12 protein-coding genes and 1 pseudogene are annotated in these 19043 nt (G+C 62.7%); 2 read left to right on the plus strand and 11 right to left on the minus strand.

Going from position 1 to position 19043, the window contains the following annotated elements:
• From AWB72_RS29530 to glcD, 8 genes and pseudogenes are all read right to left on the minus strand, one after another.
• Window positions 1-128, minus strand: a pseudogene (locus AWB72_RS29530) (porin); the annotation flags it as partial.
• 96 nt (window positions 129-224) lie between these two features.
• A complete protein-coding gene (locus tag AWB72_RS22525; protein ID WP_052450187.1) occupies window positions 225-1091 on the minus strand; it encodes a mechanosensitive ion channel family protein in 867 nt (288 codons plus the stop codon).
• Between the two features lie 147 nt (window positions 1092-1238).
• A complete protein-coding gene (locus tag AWB72_RS22530; protein ID WP_159459393.1) occupies window positions 1239-3449 on the minus strand; it encodes a bifunctional diguanylate cyclase/phosphodiesterase in 2211 nt (736 codons plus the stop codon).
• A gap of 160 nt (window positions 3450-3609) precedes the next feature.
• The gene (locus tag AWB72_RS22535) at window positions 3610-5124 is read right to left on the minus strand and encodes a sensor domain-containing diguanylate cyclase (RefSeq protein WP_052450170.1); all 1515 of its coding nucleotides are present in this window, start codon (window positions 5122-5124) and stop codon (window positions 3610-3612) included.
• A 505-nt stretch (window positions 5125-5629) separates the two neighbouring features.
• Window positions 5630-6958 (minus strand): MFS transporter, encoded by a 1329-nt coding sequence (locus AWB72_RS22540; protein WP_040053594.1) that lies wholly within the window; start codon window positions 6956-6958, stop codon window positions 5630-5632.
• 45 nt (window positions 6959-7003) lie between these two features.
• Window positions 7004-8221: a glycolate oxidase subunit GlcF gene (gene glcF, locus AWB72_RS22545; RefSeq protein WP_040053595.1), complete on the minus strand. Its 1218-nt coding sequence runs from the start codon at window positions 8219-8221 to the stop codon at window positions 7004-7006.
• 27 nt (window positions 8222-8248) lie between these two features.
• The gene (gene glcE / locus AWB72_RS22550) at window positions 8249-9322 is read right to left on the minus strand and encodes a glycolate oxidase subunit GlcE (protein ID WP_040053596.1); all 1074 of its coding nucleotides are present in this window, start codon (window positions 9320-9322) and stop codon (window positions 8249-8251) included.
• Window positions 9322-10821 (minus strand): glycolate oxidase subunit GlcD, encoded by a 1500-nt coding sequence (gene glcD / locus AWB72_RS22555; protein WP_040053597.1) that lies wholly within the window; start codon window positions 10819-10821, stop codon window positions 9322-9324. Before glcD ends, glcE begins: the two co-directional genes overlap by 1 nt.
• Window positions 10822-11056: 235 nt before the next feature.
• On the opposite strand from glcD, the gene glcC reads away from it, so the two are divergent.
• The gene (gene glcC / locus AWB72_RS22560) at window positions 11057-11812 is read left to right on the plus strand and encodes a transcriptional regulator GlcC (RefSeq protein WP_040053598.1); all 756 of its coding nucleotides are present in this window, start codon (window positions 11057-11059) and stop codon (window positions 11810-11812) included.
• A gap of 55 nt (window positions 11813-11867) precedes the next feature.
• Here glcC and AWB72_RS22565 read toward each other — a convergent pair whose 3' ends face one another.
• The 3 genes from AWB72_RS22565 to AWB72_RS22575 all read right to left on the minus strand — a co-directional run bounded on the left by AWB72_RS22565 (window position 11868) and on the right by AWB72_RS22575 (window position 16288).
• Window positions 11868-14036 carry a malate synthase G gene (locus AWB72_RS22565; protein ID WP_040053599.1) on the minus strand — a complete coding sequence of 723 codons (2169 nt, stop codon included), beginning with the start codon at window positions 14034-14036 and terminating at the stop codon, window positions 11868-11870.
• A gap of 91 nt (window positions 14037-14127) precedes the next feature.
• Window positions 14128-14529 (minus strand): heme-binding protein, encoded by a 402-nt coding sequence (locus AWB72_RS22570; protein ID WP_040053600.1) that lies wholly within the window; start codon window positions 14527-14529, stop codon window positions 14128-14130.
• A gap of 118 nt (window positions 14530-14647) precedes the next feature.
• Entirely contained in the window at window positions 14648-16288 is a 1641-nt protein-coding gene (locus AWB72_RS22575) for an L-lactate permease (protein ID WP_040053601.1), read from the minus strand.
• Between the two features lie 427 nt (window positions 16289-16715).
• On the opposite strand from AWB72_RS22575, the gene AWB72_RS22580 reads away from it, so the two are divergent.
• Window positions 16716-19031: a PAS domain S-box protein gene (locus tag AWB72_RS22580; RefSeq protein WP_159459394.1), complete on the plus strand. Its 2316-nt coding sequence runs from the start codon at window positions 16716-16718 to the stop codon at window positions 19029-19031.
• The last annotated feature ends 12 nt before the right edge of the window (window positions 19032-19043 follow it).

Consider the following 19043-nt stretch of genomic DNA (forward strand, 5'->3'; position numbering starts at 1 on the left):
TTCCACGCCCCCAATACATACGACATGCCGAAGCTATACGCGCGATTGTTCGCGAATCCGCCCGCCTGATTGGAGAAACCGTACAGCCCGCCGACCCTGAAACCCGCAATGTTCGGACTCAGATATTCGCGCGCTCAATTCGAGTAGGTGATGAACCAGACGGGGCTTTTGTGTCGAAGCCCAGCTTGCGTTGTAGTAGCGCGGCACCCCTGCGGCAGACGGAATCAGGCCGCACGATCTCCGTAAAGCGGTTGTGGCGGCATTTGCGTCACGTGGGCTTCGGGCGCCGCTCGCCGCACGACGGGCGTTTCCGGCGTCGGATATCCCGCTTCCTTGAACGTTTCGATGATGATGCGATTCGTGTCGAAGTAGACCTGCCAGTAGTTAGCCGTATTTGTGTACGGCCGTACGCATAGGAGCGGTCCTTCCGGAGTAAAGGACAGCACTTCGACGTCCGGCGCGGGCGTCTCCGCCACGTTTGGGATTCTGGGGACCGCGGCCTTCAACCGCGCGATGGCATCGAGCACATCGACGCCATTCGCGACTTTCGCAGTAAGTTCCACGCGCCGATGCGGCAACATGCTGAAGTTCCAGATCGTGTCGGAAAAGATCTTGTTGTTCCCGACGATTGCCGCAACGTTGTCGGGCGTCGTAATTGTCGTGCCGAAGAGACCCGTTTCCGTGACCGTACCGGTCACGCCGCCTGCGGTCACGAAGTCGCCCACTTTGAACGGCCGCAGCACTTGCATGAATACGCCCGCGGCGAAGTGTGCGAGCAGCCCGCCCCATGCCGTGCCGATGGCCAAACCTAAGCCCGCAAGCAACGCGGCAAACGACGTCGTCTGAACACCGAAGATCTGCAAAATCGCGAGAACCAGCAGCAGATTAAGAATGACGCCGAGGATCGATCCGAGGTAATGCGCGAGCGTCGGATCGACGCGGCCATTGCGCGCAAGGAGCTTGCGCATCGTGCTGGTGACGAGGTTGATGAGCCAGCGCCCCACGATCCACACTGCGATCGCGCCGAGAACCATAATCGCGAAGTCGACGCCCCGCGTCATGATGAAAACTCGTACGGTTTCGAGGTTCATGATCTTCTCGCTCCCGCTCAGATTCATTCAGCGAAATGGGTCCTTTGGAGTTATAGGCGTCACCCGGCAGACCCGCAAGCGTCTCATAGTCGAACGTCCGCAATCGCCACCGCTCCATTCCGCTTCCTGCCCATCCGCCATCGCCATCTACCCAAGAACCCCCGCCACCGGAACAACAAGAAGCTTTGATTCGCCAAACGACACACACCGCCGACGCTCCCGCAACCAGCACGCGAAATCGCGCGGCGCGAGCGGCCGCGAGAACAAAAACCCCTGATACAAATGACAGCCGTGCGTGTCCAGAAAGTCGCGCTGCGCACGCGTCTCCACGCCTTCTGCAGTCACGGTCAGTTTCAAAATCTTGCCGATGTGAATCAGCGATTGCGCCAGCGATTCCGCCTTCTCGTCGCTGCCGATGCTTTGCACGAAGCTCTTGTCGATTTTCAGTTCCTTCACCGCGAACCGGTGCAGATAACTCAGCGACGAGTAGCCCGTGCCGAAATCGTCGATAGACAGTGCGATGCCGAGCGCATGGATCGCATCGAGCGACTTGCGGATGTCGTCAGCCGATTCGTCGAACAGAACACGCTCGGTCAATTCGAGCGTGAGGTCGGCCGCGACCAGGCCGTGAGACTGAAGCACATCGGTGAGAAAGCCCGGGTAATCCGGACGCTTGAAATCAGCGGCGCAGACATTCACCGAGATGTTGGGAACATCGAGGCCGTCGGCTCGCCACTCGGCCAGCTGCCTGCACGCCTCGACCATCACCCACGCATCCATCTCCGAGATCAGGCCGCTTTCCTCCGCGATCGCGATGAACCGGTCCGGCGCAACGCTGTTCTCTCCCTCCTTGTTCCACCGCACGAGCGCTTCGACGCCACACAGCGCACCTTCGGCATCGACCTTGGGCTGGTAAGCCACGCTCAGCGCGTTCCCTCGCAATGCCCGCTGCAGCGCTATCTCCAGCTCGAGTTGCTCCCTCGCCTCGCGCTCGTACTCCGGAGCATAGAAGCGCACCTGGTTGCGTCCCGCGCTCTTCGCCTGATACATCGCCAGATCCGCGTTGCGAAGCAGGATGTCGGTCTCTTCGCCGTCGTGCGGAGAGAGCGCAATGCCTATGCTCGCGCTGATCGTGATGCGGGTGTCCTGCTGCGAATCAATGACGATGGGTTGATACACGGCGTGCAGAATGCGGCCCGCGACCTGTTTGGCTTTCAGCACGTCGCAATCGTCGAGGATAACGAGGAACTCATCTCCGCCAAGGCGACCGATCACATCGCCAATCTGAAGCAGGCGCTGCAGGCGCCGTGCGATTTCGGTCAGGACTTCGTCGCCGGCGGCGTGCCCCTGCGTGTCGTTCACACGCTTGAAACGGTCCAGATCGATGAACAGCACCGCGAGCGTCGAGCCGTGCCGGTTAGCGCCGGTGAGAATTCGCAGCGCTTCCTTGTGAAGCTTCGCGCGGTTGGGCACACCCGTGAGCGAATCGAACCACGCGAGTCGCTGCAAGCGGCGCTCCATCGAAAGTCTCTTGCTCAGTTGCTTGCTGAACATGAGTGACAACAGGATGAAGAGCGCATTGAGAATGGCGCTGACGACGCCAATGGCAATGGCCCGCTTGTGCCATCCCGCATAGATATCGTCTGTTGAAAAACCCACGACGACGATGATCGGATAGCCGCCGATACGCCGGAAGGCATAGAGCCGCTCGATGTGATCGAGCACGGCCATGCCGATATAGATGCCGTTGTCGGCTTGCACGAGAGGCGGGAACGCGCGGCCGCCCGCGAGCGACTGACCGATGTCCGCCTCATGAAACGGTTGCCGCATGAGCACGGTTCCGTCAGTTCGGAGCAGGGTGATCGTGTCGTGCCTACCGAGTATCGAGTCCTCGAAAAGCTGCCGGAAGTAGCTGAGCTTTACCGTCCCGGCGACGATGCCCGCGAAATCGCCGTTCTTGTCCTCGAGCCGCCGGCTCAGTGCGATCCGCGGCGTTGTGTGGTCGGAAACGTATGGCAGGAAAGGGGCGCTGATATAGAGATCGGCATCCTTCTGCCGCTGATGGACCTGGAAGTAATCGCGGTCTTTTACACTGACCTTGCGCGGATCGAGCGAACGTGAGTCGAGCACGAGGTTGCCTTCGGCATCCGTCGCGAACAGGACCCCGAGTTCCTTTGCATCGCGCAGCGAACCGAACGCGACGCGCTGCCGGACTTTCGGAGGAAGCTGCGCGATGTTGGCGGTCTGGACGCTCGCCGCGACGTCGCGCATGGCGAGCTGGTAGACGTCGAGGTTGTGCTCGATTTCCTTCTGCAACGAAATGACCAGGTTCTGCGCGGCATCGCGCGCCTGCGCCATTGCATCGAGCCTCATTTCGTAGAGCGAGAAGACCGTGACGCCCGTGGTCGCGAGCGTGATTCCGATGCCGGCGTAAATGAACAGCGCCGGCTTGGCAAGAAGCGAACTGACGATTCGAAACATGGTTTTTCGGAATGCACGCGAATGCCGCGTGTACGGTTCACAGGTGGTTGAGCGCCCCGGCACACTCAACCGACATCGACGTCAAGCTGATTCGCCGGCCGCGCTCCTTCGCGTCGTACATCGCCCGGTCCGCCGTATTCACCAGATCGAACGCGCGGTCGCCGGGCTGAAGCACCGCCACGCCGAGACTTGCGCTCACGCTGTAGTCGGCGCCCTGCACGTCGAAGGGTGCTTTCAGCGCGGACGTGATGCCGGCACCAATCCGCGATGCGGCTTCGCGCGCAGAATCGTCTTCGACGATGACGAGAAACTCGTCGCCGCCCAGCCGTCCGATTCGCGCGACGCCGCGCGTCGCATCGGTCAGACGCCGCGCGATCTCGCCAAGGATGACATCGCCGAGCTGATGCCCGAAGGTATCGTTCAGTTCCTTGAAGCGGTCGAGATCCACGAAGATAACGGCAACGCGCCCGGCGGCATGGGGCTTCGCAATGGCCGCTTCGAGCCGGTCCATGATGTGGCCGCGGTTCGGCAGGCCCGTGAGCCGGTCGGTGTGCGCGAGCCGCCGCAACGCTTCTTTTCCCTTGACCAGCTTGACGATGAGTGCGGTGATCCACGTCGACAACCCGACGAGAATCAGGGAGATGACGGCCGCCATCGTCACGTAGACGTTGCGCATCCGGATGTAGTCGTCGAGCGCTTCCGACACTGACAGGCCGGCTACCACCGTCAATCCGTACTGTCCGACCACGCGCGTCGCGACGATGCGCTCGACGTGGTCGATCGGATCGATGGATTCTTCGCTGTCAGTTCGGGCACCGATGTAGGCGTTCGGCAATGTATCGCCGGTGCGGCTGGGCGCATCGCCCGCGCGGCGCGACAGCATGAAGCCACGGTTCGACAGCACCGCGATCATGCCGCGCTGCCCGAGCGCAGTGCGCGTATAGAAGCCGTCGGTGAGCCACGCCGGGTCCTCCGACACGACCACGACGCCGCCGAAGCTGCCGTCCGGGCGGGTGATGCGCCGTGTCGCCTGTATCGACACCTGACGCGAGATCCGGCCGAGGACCGGTGGACTCAGATAAAGCCCGACATCCGCGCGCTCGCGATGCACGCGGAAGTGGCCGCGGTCGCTCAAGTCGACGTCACCGGAAAACGGCAGGGTCGATACGATCACGCGTCCGTCCGCGCCCGCGATCGTCACCTGCAACGCGGTGTCGGCCGTGACGAGTCCGTAGGCCTGATACTTTTTAAGGTCGAACGTGGCGGGCGATGTCTCGTACCCGTACTTCACGAACAAGGCGATTTCGTCGACGTCGTGGATCGTCTTCAGCGTATGCGTTTCCAGCGCCCTTGCTTCTATTCGCGCGGCGACGTGCGCATCGTGGATCGCGGCGGCTTTTTCTGCACGCAGTCTGTCCAGGATCGTCACCCACAGCATGGCAAGGATCAGCACGGTCAGCATGGGCAGCAGGATGAGCGCGCGATACGGCGCGCCGCTTCGGGCGGAGACGAATCGCCCGAGGCACCTTGAAATAGTCTGCAATCTACTCACGTCCGTTCCAATTCCTGTGCAAGCCTCATCAACTGCTGGCTGACGCTTGTAGCACCTCAATACGTCCTTGATGTGAAACAGGGTCGTCCCACGCTTTACTGCTCCGTTATAACGGCAGCCGCGTGTCAAAGTTGATGGTCTTCTGCTGGACAGCAGTGCCGCGCCGGGCGCAGGGCTGTAAGGAATTCTGATGTCTTGTTTCTGCGTGTGCGGACTACACGAGGCAACACAAGACGGACGGGCGCGATTGATTGTCGTTTAGACAAATCGCATCGAGCGATCAACAGTCGTTACGTCGTGGGGTCGGCACGCATCGATGACGACGCGTGCCTCAGACGTTTGAATCGCGGGATCGTGGCCGCGTCGGCTGGGGACGGTAGCCGAGCGGCGAGTGAAATACAACGGGCCAAGTGTCAGCCAAAAGACATGCGGGCAGTCGCCGCGTTGTCGCCGGAGGCGCTAATCGGCGTGCCCAATGCGGGCGTTCGTCGAAATAAACCGCTGCTCAACCAGTCACCGGACGCGAAGCATTGAGCGCCTGCCGCTTGCCCAGCAGCGCAAGCACGGCGCCGAAAATCAGCGCACCGGAGACGCAGTAGATGCCGGCGTTCGTGCTGTGCGTGACGTCCTTCAGCCAGCCGATGATCGATGCGCTCGCGAATCCCGCAAGATTGCCGATCGAGTTGATCATGCCGATCGCGGCGGCAGCGGAGCCTCCGGCGAGGATCGAGCTGGGATAAGTCCAGAAGACCGGCATGGTGGCAAGCATGCCGGCGGTGCCGACGGTGAGCGCGAGCATCGCAACGGCAACGTTGGTGTTCGCCTGCGTGCTGACGAAGAGCCCGATGCCCGCAAGCGCGGCAGGAATGGCGAAGTGCCAACGGCGCTCGCCTGTGCGGTCCGAACTGCGCGCAACGAACAACATGCTGGCGACAGCGCATGCGTAGGGAATAGCCGTGAGCAGGCCGACTTCGAGCGCACTCTGCACACCGGTCGCCTTGACGAGCGTCGGCAGATAGAAGCTGATGCCATAGAGGCCCATCATGCAGCAGAAGTAAATAACCGCCATCTTCCAGATGCGCAGATCCGAAAACACGGTGCTCACGGAATGTTGGTTCTTCCCTGCATCGTCGCGCTGGATGTTCGCTTCCAGCAAGCGCTTCTCTTCTTCACTGAGCCATTTGGCCGCCCCGATGCTGTCCGGCAGACAGATCAGCGTGACGACGCCGAGCAGAGCCGACGGAATCGCTTCGAGCACGAACAGCCATTGCCAGTTCGACCAGCCGCCCACGCCCTGAAACGCGGACATGATCCAGCCCGACAGCGGCCCGCCGACAACGCCGGCCACCGGAATGCCGATCATGAAAAGCGCGTTCATGCGCGAGCGCCGCACGGCGGGGAACCAGTAGGTCAGATACAGCACGATGCCCGGAAAGAAGCCGGCCTCGGCCACGCCCAGCAGAAAACGCATGATGTAGAACATCGTGGGCGTCTTCACGAAAAGCGACGCCGCCGAAATGACGGCCCACGTGATCATGATTCGCGCGATCCACAACCGTGCGCCGACGCGATGCATGATGATATTGCTCGGCACTTCGAACAAAAAATAGCCGATGAAAAAGATGCCCGCACCGAGTCCGTATACGGTGTCGCTGAATCCGAGGTCGCTGAGCATTTGCAGCTTCGCGAAGCCGACGTTCACGCGGTCGAGATACGCCGCGACGTAGCACAGGAACAGGAAGGGCAGAAGCCGCCAGGCGGCTTTCGAGTAAGCGCGGTCTTCGAGCGCCGCCCGGTCGCTCGCGGTTTTCTCAGGACGTCCGGTGTTTGTCATTGTCTCCAGTCTCTCGCTATGGTGGTCAATAAGGTGATTCGGCGTTCACGCGATGGCCTCGTCGACGATCTCGATCCAGTGACGTACCGCCGTGCGGCCCGCGCCGCCGAGATGCGTTTGACATCCGATGTTCGCGGTCGCGATGACATCGGGCTTGCCGCTTTCGAGCGCATCGAGCTTGTTGTCGCGAAGCTTGCGGGAAAGCTCGGGCTGCGTGAATGCATACGTCCCCGCCGATCCGCAGCACAAATGCGCGTCGGGCACGCCCGTGAGCGTGAATCCGAGCCGGGTGAGCAAGCCTTCGATGGAGCCGCCGAGTTTCTGAGCATGCTGCAGCGTGCATGGGCAGTGGAACGCGACGCGCTTGTCCGGTTTGACCGACAGACTTTCGATAGGCAAGCGCGCGAGTGCTTCGCCGATGTCGCACGCCAGCTCGCTCACGCGACGCGCCTTCTCCGCATAGGCAGGATCGTCGCGCAGCAAATGGCCATACTCCTTGACGAACGCGCCACAGCCGCTCGCGGTTTGAATGATGCCTTCCGCGCCGGCCGCGATCTTCGGCCACCACGCGTCGATGTTGCGCCGCGCGCGATCGAGGCCCGCGTTTTGCGCATCGAGGTGATAGTCGACGGCCCCGCAGCAACCCGCCTCCGACACGGCCTCGATGCTGACGCCCAGACGATCGAGCACGCGCGCGGTCGCCGCATTGGTGTTCGGCGAAAGCGAGCGCTGTGCGCAGCCTTCGAGTATCAGCATGCGGCGCTCGTGCCGCACGGGCGGGCGCGTCCCCGCGCTGATCACGTTATGCGGAATCTTGTCGGCGATGGTCGACGGCAATGCGCCGCGCAGAAGCTGACCCGCCTTGAGCATGGCGCCGAACGCGCGCGGGCGCGGAATGACCTTGCGCAGCCCGCTACGCATCACGCGTTGCGCCAGCGGCCGCTCGACGCTTCGGTCCAGCATGTCGCGGCCGATATCGAGCAGCGAGTGATACTTCACCCCGGACGGACACGTCGTTTCGCAGTTGCGGCACGTGAGGCAGCGATCGAGGTGCAGTTGCGTCTTGTCGCTGACGGGCTCGCCTTCGAGCATCTGCTTGATGAGATAGATGCGTCCGCGCGGACCATCCAGTTCGTTGCCGAGCAGTTGATACGTCGGACACGTCGCGTTGCAGAAGCCGCAATGCACACACGTGCGAAGAATGTCCTCCGCTTCTTTCGCGCGCGGGAGTGAGAGAGCCTGATTGCTGAGATTCGTTTGCATGGTGTGAAAGTCTCCGGCGCTCGATGTTCAATAGTCTGCGTACATCCGGCCCGGATTGAAGATGCCGTGCGGATCGAGGCGCGCTTTCAGTTGTCGATGCAGTTGCATCAATGGCGAAGGAATCGGATGGAACGGCTCGACGCCGCCATGCGGAGTGAAGCAGGTGGCATGACCGCCGGCCGCGCTTGCGATCGCGCGAATGTCGGCTGCGCTCGCATCGCTCTTGAGCCAGCGTTGCGCGCCGGCCCAGTCGAGCAGCACGGCGCCCGGCAGTTCCACGAGCGGCGTCGCGTTAGGCAGCGACACACGCCAAAGCGGACGGCGATCATCGAAGAACGCAAGCCGCTGATCGCGCAGGTCGTCCCAGAAGCGTGCATCGAGTTTCTTTCCGCCAATGCGATCGACGGCGGATCGAACCAGTCCCGTGCCGCCTTCGAGACGCACGTGCAGCGCATCGTCGATGAAGCACGCGCCGCTCAACGGCAACGCGGCGCGACGCCACGCCGACAGTTCGCGCATCGCATCGCTCGCTTCCATCGCAATGACGAGACTCGCGGATGCACGCGGCTTCGGCAGCACCTTCAACGAGACTTCAGTGAGGAGTCCGAGGCAACCGAAGCTGCCGCTGATGAGCCGCGAAACATCGAAGCCCGCGACGTTCTTCATGACCTGACCGCCGAAACGCAGATGCTTGCCTTCGCCTGTCACGACCCGGCATCCCAGCACGAAGTCGCGCACGGAGCCGGACCACGGGCGGCGCGGCCCGGAGAGACCTGCGGCGACCGCGCCGCCTACCGTCGCCTGGCCGCCATAGGTCGGCGGCTCGCAGGGCAGCATTTGATTGGCGTCGTCCAGTGCGGCGTTGAGTTCGGCGAGCGGCGTTCCCGCGCGCGCGGTAATCACCAGCTCGCTCGGGTCATAGCTGACGATGCCGCGATGCGAACGCGTGTCGATCTCTCGCGAGCGCGGCGCGGCCGGACGGCCGAGGAACGCCTTGCTCGATGCGCCGCGAATGAAGAGCGGCTCTTTCGAATCAATCGCGGCCTGCACTTCTTCGACGAGACGCGCGCTATCGTCGTGGGTGATGGAATCGCGCCGCATCAGAAACGCTCCAGTTCGGGAAAGGGCAGTGCGCCGTGATGGACATGCATCGAGCCGAATTCGGCGCAGCGATGCAGCGTCGGCACGTTCTTGCCGGGATTGAGCAGGCCGGCGGGATCGAACGCCGCCTTGACCGCGTGGAAGAAGGTCAGTTCGTCGGCGTTGAACTGCGCGCACATTTGATTGATCTTCTCGCGTCCGACGCCATGCTCGCCGGTGATGCTGCCGCCCACTTCGACGCAAAGTTCCAGGATGCGTGCGCCGATGGCTTCGGCGCGCTCGGTTTCGCCGGGCGCGTTGGCATCGAACAGAATCAGCGGATGCATGTTGCCGTCGCCCGCATGGAAGACGTTCGCCACGCGCAGACCGTGCTCTTGCGATAGCGCCGCGATGCCGCGCAACACGCGCGACAATTCGCGGCGCGGAATCGTGCCGTCCATGCAGTAGTAGTCCGGCGAAATGCGGCCCACGGCCGGGAACGCGTTCTTGCGGCCCGCCCAGAATCGCTGGCGTTCTGCTTCGTTCGCGGCGAGGCGGATATCGGTCGCGCCCGCGGCCCGCAGAAGCGCTTCGACGCGCTCGCAGTCTTCCTGCACGTCCGACTCCGCGCCGTCTACTTCGCACAGCAGGAGCGCTTCGGCATCGACCGGATAGCCTGCGTGAATGAAGTCCTCGGCCGCGCGGATGGCGAGGTTGTCCATCATTTCGAGGCCGCCCGGAATCACGCCCGCGCCGATGATCTGCGCCACGGCATCGCCGGCGCGCTCGACGTCGTCGAAACTCGCGAGCAGCACCTTGGCGCTCTGCGGCTTCGCGAGCAGCTTGACCGTGACCTCGACGACCACGCCGAGCATGCCTTCCGATCCGGTGATGAGCGCCAGCAGGTCGAATCCCGGTGAATCGAGCGCTTCGGAGCCGAGCGTCACGCGTTCACCGTCGATCGTCACGATGTCCACTTTCAGGATGTTGTGGACCGTGAGCCCGTATTTGAGGCAGTGGACGCCGCCCGCGTTCTCCGCGACATTGCCGCCGATCGAGCAGGCGATTTGCGACGACGGATCGGGCGCGTAATAAAGACCGTGCGGCGCCGCTGCCTGCGAGATCGCGAGATTGCGCACGCCGGGCTGTACCCGCGCGACGGACGCTTCGGGGTCGAGTTCGAGAATGCGGTTGAAGCGCGCCATCACGAGCAGAATGCCTTTTTCGAGCGGCAGCGCGCCGCCCGAAAGCCCGGTGCCCGCGCCGCGCGCCACGACCGGAATGCGATTCGCCGACGCATAGGCAAGCAGCGTCTGCACTTCATCGACCGTGCCGGGCAAGGCAACGAGCATCGGCGTGATGCGGTACGCGGACAGTCCGTCGCATTCGAACGGACGGAGGTCTTCTTTTTCGTGCAAGAGCTGAAGACCGGGCGCCAGCGATTGCAGCTCGCGGACGATCTTGGCTTTATCCTGATCGACGAGCGGGCCGTCGATACGTTCATCGTAAGCGTAGGTCATGCGGTGTCTCCTTGCGGACAGCGTAGCGATCCCTGTCCAAGCGCATATTGGCGAAGATTCTTACGGGTCCGTGACGGTTTGTCGACGCTTTTCCAGCTGGTAATACCAGTTTATCGGCGGTTCGCCCGAGGCAGATTCCTCGTCCGCGCGCTCTTTTGCGGTTCGGATGGCCGTTTCCGGCCGCGAGGCGTGATACGATCATGGCTGGTAATACCAGTCATGGAGCCAAGGCGATATGGAAGAGACGAAGCGGAATCTTGCCGATGTCGTGGTCGAACGCATCGAGCGATTGATTGTCGACGGCGTGCTGAAAGAGGGCCAGGCGCTTCCCTCCGAACGTCGCCTCACGGAAAAGCTCGGTGTCTCGCGCACGGCATTGCGCGAAGGCCTGAAGGTCCTGCGTGCGCGCGGACTGATCGAAACATCGCAGGGAAAGGGATCGATCGTGGCGAATCTGACCGTCGAGCCGGCCCAGACACCGATGATGCATCTGCTGAGTTCGCAGCCGCGCACGCTGTATGACCTGCTGGAGGTGCGCGAGATGATCGAAGCCGAGTCGGCCCGGCTGGCCGCATTGCGCGGCACGGCAGCCGATCACCTTCTGATCAAGCGCCGCTACGAAGCCATGCTCGCAGCGGATTCCGAAGACACCGACGCCTCAACCCATGCGCGGCTCGATCACGCCTTTCATCTGGCGATTTGCGAGGCATCGCATAATCCGGTGCTCGTTCATACGCTGTCCTTTCTCAACGACCTGATGTTGAGTTCCGTTTTCGCGTCCGTGAACAATCTCTATCACCGCGAGCCGCATAAACGGGTGATCGACAGGCAACACGCGCGGCTCTACAACGCGGTCACGGGTCAGTTGCCGGAGCAGGCGCGGCGCGCAGCCAGCCAGCATATTCGCAGCGTGCGCGACGGCTTTTCGGAGATCGAGCAGGAAGAGCAGCGGCTGGTGCGTTCGACACTGCGGCTCGAAGGATGGTCCTGATCGAAGGCTGGTTCACCCAGCCTTCGAGGTCAGACTTGCCCCGAAGGGCTTCGCTTCAGTGCTTTTGCTGCGTTCTGAACGCGTGCAGCAGAGGCTCGGTATAGCCGCTCGGCTGAGCGCGCCCGTCAACCACGAGGGCCCATGCAGCCTTGAACGCCAGTGACTTGTCGTAAGCGGGCGCCATCGGCTGATAGTGGGGGTCGCCTGCGTTCTGCTTGTCCACGACCTCGGCCATGCGCTCGAAGGTTTCGCGCACGAATTCCGGCGTCACGACTCCATGATGCAGCCAGTTCGCAATGTGCTGGCTGGAAATGCGCAGCGTGGCGCGGTCTTCCATGAGGCCGACGTTGTGGATATCGGGCACCTTCGAGCAGCCCACGCCCTGGTCGATCCAGCGCACCACGTAGCCGAGAATGCCCTGAGCGTTGTTCTCGACTTCGCTGCGAATCTCGTCTTGCGTCCACTCCGCACGCTCGACGACGGGAATCGTCAGCAGACCATCGAGCAGTTCGTCGCGCACGCCGGCGAGATCGGTGCTCTCCAGCGCCTTCTGCACGTCCTGCACGTCGACCTGATGATAGTGAAGCGCATGCAGCGTCGCAGCGGTCGGCGACGGAACCCACGCGGTATTCGCGCCCGCCTTCGGGTGAGCAATCTTCTGTTCGAGCATCGCGTGCATGAGGTCGGGCATGGCCCACATACCCTTGCCGATCTGCGCGCGACCGCGCAGGCCGGCGGCAAGACCGGTCAGCACATTGCTGCGCTCGTAGGCGGCGATCCACTTGCTCGACTTCATGTCGCCCTTGCGCATCATCGGGCCTGCTTCCATCGACGTATGCATCTCGTCGCCGGTCCGGTCGAGGAAACCCGTGTTGATGAACGCGACGCGCGCAGCGGCTGCGTCGATGCAAGCGGCGAGGTTCACGCTCGTGCGGCGCTCCTCATCCATGATGCCCATCTTGATGGTATTGCGCGGAAGGCCGAGCAAGTCCTCGATCCGCCCGAACAGCTCGCTCGCGAACGCCACTTCCGCGGGGCCGTGCATCTTCGGCTTCACGATATAGATGGAGCCGGTGCGCGAGTTCAGCTTGTGCGTGCGGTCGTGCAGGGCGCACAGCGTGGTGACGACGCCATCAAGCATGCCTTCGGGGATCTCGCGGCCTTCGGCGTCGAGCACCGATGGGTTTGTCATCAAGTGGCCGACGTTACGGATGAACAGCAGCGAGCGGCCATGCAACGTGACGGGCTTGCCGTCGGCGCCGGTATATTCGCGGTCGGCGTTCAGGCGGCGCGTGAACGTCTTGCCGCCCTTCGTCACTTCTTCGGTGAGCTTGCCGGTCATCAGGCCGAGCCAGTTGCGATACAACTGCACCTTGTCGTCGGCATCGACGGCGGCAACCGAATCTTCGCAGTCGATGATCGTGCTCACGGCGGCTTCCATGAGCACATCCTTCACATGCGCGGCGTCCGTTTTACCGATGACATCGTTCGCGTCGAACTGAATCTCGAAGTGCAGGCCGTTGTGTTTGAGCAGCACGGCGGACGGCGCGTTCGCTTCGCCCACGAAGCCGATGAACGCAGCCGGGTCCTTCAGGCCCGTAGTCCGCCCATTGACCGAGACGACCAGCTTACCGTTCTCGACCGTGTAGCTCGTCGCTTCTGCATGCGAGCCGTCAGCGAGCGGTGCCGCCTGATCCAGAAAGCGGCGCGCGAACGCAATGACGCGTGCGCCGCGCTTCGGGTTGTACTCGGCCGAGCGGGCGGCGCCGTCGGCGTCATCGATCGCGTCGGTGCCATACAGCGCGTCGTAGAGGCTGCCCCAGCGTGCGTTCGCGGCGTTGAGCGCATAGCGCTGGTTGGACAGCGGCACGACCAGTTGCGGGCCGGCTTGTTCGGCGATTTCCCGATCCACACCGGTCGTCGTTGCCTGCGACTTCGCCGGTGCCGGCACGATATAGCCGATGCTCTCCAGGAAGCTGCGATACGCGTTCAGATCGCGCACAGGGCCCGGATGCTCGCGGTGCCATGTGTCGAGTTCGGCCTGCAGCCGGTCGCGTTCGACGAGCAGCGCGCGATTCTTCGGTGCGAGGTCGTGAACGATGGCGGCGAATCCGCGCCAGAACTGCTCCACGTCGACACCGGTGCCGGGCAGCGCCTCGGTCTCGATGAAATGGGCGAGCTTCTCAGCGACGCGGAGACGGTCGCGCTGAGTCATTTCCGTCATGTACTGCTCCAAGGTGACTTGCAATTCGAGGCTGGTCGCTGCGAGCGCGCACGCTCGGCAGGACTCGATGCTCGGGGAGAAGGGATGCGCGTTAGGCGAGTGCTGCCGCGCCGGCCTTTGCGATCTGCGAATCTTCAGCGGGCTTCATTCCGGAGACGCCGATAGCGCCGACCACGTGACCGTCCGCAATGAGGGGCACGCCGCCTTCGAGCGCGGTGACGATCGGCGCGGTGGTGAAGGCAGTGCGTCCGCCGTTGACCATGTCTTCGTAAGCCTTCGATTCACGGCGTCCCACGGCTGCCGTGCGGGCCTTGCCGATCGAGATTTCGGCGCCGATCGGTGCGCATCCATCCAGACGCAACATGCCGAGCAAATGGCCTCCGTCGTCGACCACGGCGATCGCGACAGGCCAGTTCTGCTTGTTGGCCTCGGCCTGTGCAGCGGAAAGCACGCGGGTCACGTCGTCGATGGAAATCACAGGTTTCGTTTGCATAAGGAATCTCTCTTTCGATAACTAAAACAGCCGCGCGTCGAAAGCGCTCCGTGTATGAAGCGCCCTCGACGCGCGAAGAACAACCGGACCATGCAACGAAAGGCTTACCTCTCGATGGTCAATGCGGCAGCGCGGGAATCATCCAGCTCAGCACGTGCTGCTGCAGGAAGACCAGCACGCCGAGCAGGAGCGTGAGGAACACGCTATGCCAGAACGTGCGGGCGAATACGAGGCCTTCCTTGCCCTTCAGTTCGGTCGTCGATACACCGGTCGCGATGTTCTGCGGCGAAATCATCTTGCCCATCACGCCGCCCGACGAATTGGTGGCTGCCATCAGCACCGGATCGAGACCGACCTGGCGCGCCGCCACGACCTGCAGATTGCCGAAGAGCGCATTGCCCGATGTATCGCTGCCCGACAGAAACACCGCGATCCATCCGAGCGATGCCGAGACGAGCGGGAACAGTGCCCCCGTCGACGCGACGCCCATGCCGAGCGTGTAGCTCATGCCCGAGTAGTTCAGCAGGTAGGCGAGGCCCACGATCATCATGACCGTGAGAATGGCGATGCGCGTCTGACGCCACGTCTTCACGACGCACTCGAAGAAGGCGCCGACACCGGTACGCGTCCACACGGCCGTGATCAGCGCGGCAACCAGAATGGCCGTGCCCGTTCCCAGCGGCTGGAAGTCCCACACTGCGGCGTAAGGCTTGTTGTACAGCGTCACGAAAACAACGTTATGCAAGCCGGGCCACTGCACCTTGACGTCGCCAATGGACGCAACGTCGGCATGGACCCAGAAGATCACGACGACCGACACCACGATCCACGGTAGCCAGCCGCCAAAACCGACGGGCTTGCCCGGCTTTTCGGCGCTCGCGCTGCGCACGACTGCGAACTCGGGGTCCGGCTCGGGCCGCCACACTTTCAGGAAGCCGATGGTGACCACGAGCGACGTAAGGGACGAAAGCACGTCCGTCAACTGGTAACCAAGGAAGTTCGACGTGACGAACTGAGCGGCCGCGAAGCTCCCGCCCGACGCAAGAAGAGCCGGCCAGAGTTTGCGAATGGAGCGAAAGCCGCCGTAGACACCGACGACATAGAACGGCAGCAGCAACGCGAAGAAGGGGAGTTGTCGGCCGACCATCGCGGCGAGCGTCGGCGCCGGAAGCGACGAGACAGCGCCCAGCACGGTAATCGGCACACCGAGCGCGCCGAACGCGACAGGAGCGGTGTTGAAGATCAGCGTGTAGGTGAGGGCTTCCAGCGCCGGAAAGCCCAGCCCGACGAGCAGCGCGCTCGTGATCGCGATAGGCGTGCCGAAGCCCGAGATCCCTTCCAGCAGGCAGCCGAACGAAAAGGCGACGACGAGCAGCACGAGGCGTCGGTCATTGGGCAAATGATCGAGCATCCACTGTCGAAACTGATCGAAGCGCCCCGATTTCACCGCGATGTTATAGAGCAGAAGCGCGTTCACCACGATCCACATCACGGGAACAAGCGCGAGCGCCATGCCCGCGGCGACCGAATCGACCGCAATGCCGACGGGCATCTTCCAGACGCCTACCGCAATGGCGAGCCCGGCGATCAAGCCGGCCAACGAAGCCTGCCATGCAGGACGGCGCAGCAGGCCGAGCATGATCAGCGCCACCGCGATCGGCACGGCCGCGACGAGAAATGAAAGCAACAGGGAGTGCCCAACTGGCGTGAGCGGCTGCGAAAAAGCCGGAGCTGGAATTGCGGGTACCGCGGGTGTCATTGTGTCTCCTTGTGCGGACCCTGATTTCGCGAACCGGGTCTCGATTTATGTTCGTTAGGGCGGTCGCCGTTTCCAACGCTCGCCATTGAGCGGATGCAAAGCGCGCATCCAACGCCTGAACGCCGCGAATTCTTGCAGCAACCCGCTGCCACTGTCCATCTCACATCAGCTGGTCATACCAGTTTTTTTGGTACGCGAAGACACGCTCGAGGAGAAGAGACCGGGTAGCACGACTCGAAGCGCCATGCCGCGCGATGAAGCACGCGCGCCACGACGTGGTCATACCAGCGGCGCTTATGCGACGCGCGTACCGATCTTGATAGCTGTTTGTCAGAAAAGGGCGGCGTGCGCGACGGTACGCGCCGTTGCCATCGGCGACTGGCATTAAAATGAAATGCTCATACATGTGCCGCCCTACACGAAATCCATGCAAGTCGCTCCGTTGCCGCCGAACGAGACCGAACGTCTGCGCGTATTACACAGGCTCGCCATTCTCGATACTGCTCCAGAAGAAGCATTCGACCGCATCACGCGCGTGCTGGCGCATATGCTCGGTGTGCCGATCGCGCTCGTCTCGCTGATCGATGAACATCGGCAGTGGTTCAAGTCACGCGTGGGGCTGGAGGCCTGCCAGACGCCGCGCGGAATCGCTTTCTGCTCGCACGCGCTGCTTGAAAGCGACATGCTCGTCGTCGAAGACGCTCGCAACGATCCGCGGTTTTGCGATAACCCGCTCGTCACCGGACCGCTGTCGATCGTCTTTTATGCGGGCGTGCCGCTGCGTTCCGCCGAAGGCCACGCAATCGGTACGCTTTGCGCGATCGACACCGTGCCGCGCGTACTATCGACCGACGCCCGCGCCGCCATGCGCGATCTTGCGCGCACGGTCGAGCGCGAACTGGCAACACGCGAAACGGCTCACTCGGCGCGAGCGCTGCATCAAGCGGATGCGAACGCCATCCGTCTTTCTGAAGCGCGCTTTCGCACTATCTTCGAGCAGACGCCGACCGGCACCGCAGTCGTCGGGCTGGACGGGCGCTTTATCGAAGTGAACTCCCACCTGTGTCAGATGCTCGGCTACACCGCCGACGAGCTGTTATCGCTTACGTTCCAGCAGATCACCTTCGTGGAGGATCTGGAGCAGGACCTGCAGCATCTCCGTCAGTTGGTGGCGGGCGTTATCGCTACTTATACGATCGAGAAGCGTTATGTGCGCAGGGACGGTACTCACTTGTGGGTGCAGTTGCACGTCGCGCTCGTGCGAACGCATGACGGTGATCCTCTGCATGTCATCGCGGTGATCGAGGACATCGAGGCGCGCAAGGAGAACGAGCGGTTCCAGCGCGAGTATCGCGCCGCGCTCGAAGATCAAGTGGCGAGGCGCACCGCCGAGCTGCGCACGACGAACGTGCAACTGCGCGGCGAAGTCGCGCGCCGCGAGACATCCGAGGCGATGCTGCGTGCGCAGAACCATCACCTTCAGGCCGTGATCGACAATGCGCAAGATGCGTATGTCGCAATCGACGGCGACGGTTACATCACCGAATGGAACGACGCGGCAGAACACATGTTCGGCTGGGCGCGGCACGAGGCATTGGGCCGGCTCATGGCCGGGACGATCATTCCGCCAATGTGGCGCGACGCGCACGAAGCAGGCATGCGGCGCTTCCTGCACACGGGCGTCGCTGTCATTCTGTCCAAGGCTATCGAAGTCCTGGCGCTGCGCCGTTCAGGCGATACGTTCCCGGCGGAATTGCGTATTTCGACGGCGGCCACGCCGAGTGGCAAGACGCTCTTCGCGTTCATCACGGATGTGAGCGAGCGCAAGCGTGTCGAGGCCGAAATCATCGAGAGCCGCGAAGCGATTCAAAAGGTCACTGACAGCTTGCCGGTTCTGATCGCCTACGTCGATCGCGAACTGCGCTATCAATTCAACAACGAGGGCTACCGGCGGCTGCTGAACCGCGACATCGCCTCGATGCGCGGACAGGCAGTGGGCACGGTCATGCCGCGTGCGGTGTATCGGACGCTCCTGCCTTCGTTTCGCCGCGCGCTCGCGGGAGAGCGCGTTCAACACGACGATGTCGAGGACCGCGAAGTCGAAGGTCGCACGTGGAGCGTTTCGCTCGTGCCGGATACGCGTGGCCGCGAAGTGATCGGGTTCTACATGCTGGCGCAGGACGTCACCGCCCGTCGGCTCGCCGAACGCGAACTCAGGGTGCAAGCATTGCGCGATCCGCTCACTGGACTGCCGAACCGTCGTGCGTTGTTGGCGCATCTCGCGCAGCACATCGGGCTCGACGCGGCGAAACGACAAGCGCTTGCCGTGTTCTTCCTGGACCTCGACGGCTTCAAGCCGGTCAACGATGCATATGGTCACGAAACGGGCGACGAGCTGTTGCGCCTAGTCGGCCATCGCCTCAAGGAAACGGTGCGAAGTAGCGATTTCACGAGCCGCCTCGCGGGCGACGAATTCGTTATCGTCTGCCACGATGTCGCCGATCAGGCCACTGCGAGAAGCATCGCCGAATCGATCTGCATTGCGCTGAACAGCCCGTTCGAACTGTCCGAGCACGACGTCACGATAGCCACGAGCGTAGGCGTCGTACTGTGCGATGCAACGGTGCAAGCGACGCCGGCCGCGTTGTTGGCCGCCGCCGATATGGCCATGTACGAAGCCAAACGAAAGGGCAGAAACAACTATCACTTTGCGCCGCATCCAGCCGAGACACTTCCGGGCTGATGTTCAGCGCGC

Origin of the sequence: Caballeronia concitans (assembly GCF_001544615.1) — a bacterium.
GTDB classification, from domain to species: domain Bacteria; phylum Pseudomonadota; class Gammaproteobacteria; order Burkholderiales; family Burkholderiaceae; genus Caballeronia; species Caballeronia concitans.

Coding starts and splice junctions, on each gene's coding strand:
- AWB72_RS22525 (WP_052450187.1), bottom strand. CDS start 1,091: ATGAACCTCGAAACCGTACGAGTTTTCATCATGACGCGGGGCGTCGAC.
- AWB72_RS22530 (WP_159459393.1), bottom strand. CDS start 3,449: ATGGCGCAGGCGCGCGATGCCGCGCAGAACCTGGTCATTTCGTTGCAG.
- AWB72_RS22540 (WP_040053594.1), bottom strand. CDS start 6,958: ATGACAAACACCGGACGTCCTGAGAAAACCGCGAGCGACCGGGCGGCG.
- glcF (WP_040053595.1), bottom strand. CDS start 8,221: ATGCAAACGAATCTCAGCAATCAGGCTCTCTCACTCCCGCGCGCGAAA.
- glcE (WP_040053596.1), bottom strand. CDS start 9,322: ATGCGGCGCGATTCCATCACCCACGACGATAGCGCGCGTCTCGTCGAA.
- glcD (WP_040053597.1), bottom strand. CDS start 10,821: ATGACCTACGCTTACGATGAACGTATCGACGGCCCGCTCGTCGATCAG.
- glcC (WP_040053598.1), top strand. CDS start 11,057: ATGGAAGAGACGAAGCGGAATCTTGCCGATGTCGTGGTCGAACGCATC.
- AWB72_RS22565 (WP_040053599.1), bottom strand. CDS start 14,036: ATGACGGAAATGACTCAGCGCGACCGTCTCCGCGTCGCTGAGAAGCTC.
- AWB72_RS22570 (WP_040053600.1), bottom strand. CDS start 14,529: ATGCAAACGAAACCTGTGATTTCCATCGACGACGTGACCCGCGTGCTT.
- AWB72_RS22575 (WP_040053601.1), bottom strand. CDS start 16,288: ATGACACCCGCGGTACCCGCAATTCCAGCTCCGGCTTTTTCGCAGCCG.
- AWB72_RS22580 (WP_159459394.1), top strand. CDS start 16,716: ATGCAAGTCGCTCCGTTGCCGCCGAACGAGACCGAACGTCTGCGCGTA.